The organism is Caballeronia choica (assembly GCF_001544535.1).
Taxonomy (GTDB): Bacteria; Pseudomonadota; Gammaproteobacteria; order Burkholderiales; family Burkholderiaceae; genus Caballeronia; species Caballeronia choica.
In genome coordinates, this window is the sequence record NZ_FCON02000377.1 from 1 (window position 1) to 2,427 (window position 2,427).

Below are 2,427 nucleotides of genomic sequence, written 5' to 3' on the forward strand. Positions count from 1 at the left end.
GAAGGCGATGTGGTGATGTGGGACAACCGCTGCACCATGCACTACGCCGTGCACGACTACGGCGAGGCCGAGCGCGTGCTCAACCGGATCACGCTGGAAGGCGAAGTGCCCGTCTGATAGCAGGCAGCGTCGATCCGGGCGCTGCTTGATCGCAATGTACGGCCCTTCAAATAAGTCGTTAAATTAGGATTACCAATAGATGGCAACGGGAAGCTCGCGCCCGAAAGCGCGAGGCCTGCCGTAGTGTCATGTGAATCAAATGGAATCGGCGCAGAGATGCGCAAGCTGAGGTCTGAAATGCAGATTGGAGTGCCCGCTGAGTCGCGGAGTCGCAAATCGCTCGTTGCGGCGACCCCGGAGACGGTCAAGATGCTCGTGGCTCAAGGACGCACCGTGACGGTCGAATCCGGTGCCGGGGAGTGCGCACACTACACGGACGACGCGTATCGCAAGGCTGGCGCGCAGATCGGAGATGCGGCTTCAGCCTTCGGCGCGCAAATCGTCCTGAAGGTTGCCTCACCGAATGAATCGGAATTGTCGCTGATGAAGCCCGGCAGCGTGCTCGCTGGCATGCTCGATCCGTTCGACACCGAAAACACCGCGCGGCTCGCTGCCGCGGGCGTGATCGCGTTCGCGCTGGAAGCCGCGCCGCGCACGACGCGCGCGCAAAGCCTCGACGTGCTGTCGTCGCAGGCGAACATCGCCGGCTACAAGGCGGTGCTGGTTGCCGCAGAGCATTATCCGCGCTTCATGCCGATGTTGATGACGGCCGCCGGTACCGTGAAAGCGGCGCGCATGCTGGTGTTGGGCGCGGGCGTCGCGGGCCTGCAGGCGATTGCGACGGCTAAACGCCTGGGCGCTGTGGTCGAGGCGTCGGACGTGCGGCCGGCGGTCAAGGAGCAGATCGAATCGCTGGGCGCGAAGTTCGTCGACGTGCCGTTCGAAACCGATGAGGAACGTGAAGCTGCGGTCGGCGTCGGCGGTTACGCGCGGCCGATGCCACCCAGTTGGCTCGCGCGTCAAGCGGCACAGGTCCACGAACGCGCGAAAGCGGCCGACATCGTGATCTCCACTGCGTTGATTCCGGGTCGCCCTGCGCCGACGCTTTTGTCTGTCGAAACGGTCAAGCACATGAAGCCGGGCTCGGTGATTGTTGATCTGGCGGCGGGCCGCGGCGCCGAATTCGAAGGCAGAAAGGGCGGCAACTGTCCGTTGACGGAGACCGACCAGGTGGTTCGAAAGCACGGTGTCACGATCATAGGTCACACGCAACTTGCTTCGTTGGTCGCGGCCGACGCTTCGTCTCTCTACGCACGCAATCTGCTCGACTTCCTCAAGCTGATCATCACGAAGGAAGGCACGCTCAACATCGATCTCGCGGACGATATCGTCGCGGCCACGCTTCAGTGCCGCGATGGACAAGTCACGCGGCCGGCCTGACCGCAACAAACTTGCATGGGACCAGAGTAAGGCGCTAAAGCGCCAACTCTGGTCGACCGCAACTTGCATGGGACCAGAGTAAGGCGCTAAAGCGCCAACTCTGGTCGACACGGAGAGACACATGGAAGTGGACATCATCAACCATACGGTGATCAACCTGATCATCTTCGTGCTGGCGATCTACGTCGGCTATCACGTGGTCTGGAACGTCACGCCCGCGCTGCACACACCGCTGATGGCCGTGACCAACGCGATCTCGGCGATCGTGATCGTCGGCGCGATGCTCGCGACCGGGCTCACGATCGGTGGCACCAGCAAGTTCTTCGGCACCTTGGCCGTGCTGCTCGCGGCGGTGAACGTGTTTGGCGGGTTTCTCGTGACGCGACGCATGCTCGAAATGTTCAAGAGGAAGGAACCCAAGAAACTGCCGAGCAAGGAGGGCACATAAATGAGTCTGAACCTCGTCACTCTCCTGTATCTGGTCGCCTCGGTGTGCTTCATCCAGGCGTTGAAAGGCTTGTCCAACCCGAAGACCGCGCGCATCGGCAACACATTCGGCATGGCCGGCATGGCGATCGCGATCCTCACGACGCTTGTGTTGATCGTCAAGCAAGCGGCTTATCTCGGTTCCAACCTCGGCGCGGGGCTTGGCCTCTTGTTCGCGGCGCTGATCATCGGTGGCGCGGCGGGTGCGTACATCGCGGCGAAAGTCGAGATGACGAAGATGCCGGAGCTCGTCGCCGCGATGCACTCGCTGATCGGTCTTGCGGCGGTCTGCATCGCGTATGCGGTGGTTGCCGAACCATCCGCGTTTGGCCTTGCCGCTCCCGGCGATCCGATTCCGTACGGAAACCGCGTCGAGTTGTTCATCGGCACGTTCGTCGGCGCGATCACGTTCTCCGGGTCGGTGATCGCGTTCGGCAAGCTCTCGGGCAAGTACAAGTTCCGCTTGTTCAAGGGCGCGCCGGTCGTGTATCCGGGCCAGCA

The 2,427-nt window shown here is 62.2% G+C and carries 4 protein-coding genes; all 4 read left to right on the plus strand.

Annotation, left to right across the window (positions count from 1 at the left end; all coding sequences use genetic code 11):
• A partial coding sequence (locus tag AWB68_RS44130) for a TauD/TfdA dioxygenase family protein (protein ID WP_200828975.1) occupies positions 1-117 on the plus strand: 117 nt, incomplete at its 5' end.
• A gap of 180 nt (positions 118-297) precedes the next feature.
• Entirely contained in the window at positions 298-1,440 is a 1,143-nt protein-coding gene (locus AWB68_RS44135) for a Re/Si-specific NAD(P)(+) transhydrogenase subunit alpha (RefSeq protein WP_087650352.1), read from the plus strand.
• A gap of 127 nt (positions 1,441-1,567) precedes the next feature.
• Positions 1,568-1,888, plus strand: a complete 321-nt coding sequence (locus AWB68_RS44140) for an NAD(P) transhydrogenase subunit alpha part 2 (RefSeq protein ID WP_087650353.1) — start codon at positions 1,568-1,570, stop codon at positions 1,886-1,888.
• Positions 1,889-2,427, plus strand: a 539-nt coding sequence (locus tag AWB68_RS44145; RefSeq protein WP_200828976.1) for an NAD(P)(+) transhydrogenase (Re/Si-specific) subunit beta, incomplete at its 3' end; no start/stop codon positions are given.

What these genes read in the sequence shown, in the direction of transcription:
- AWB68_RS44135 (WP_087650352.1), top strand. Translation starts at nt 298, where the DNA reads ATGCAGATTGGAGTGCCCGCTGAGTCGCGGAGTCGCAAATCGCTCGTT.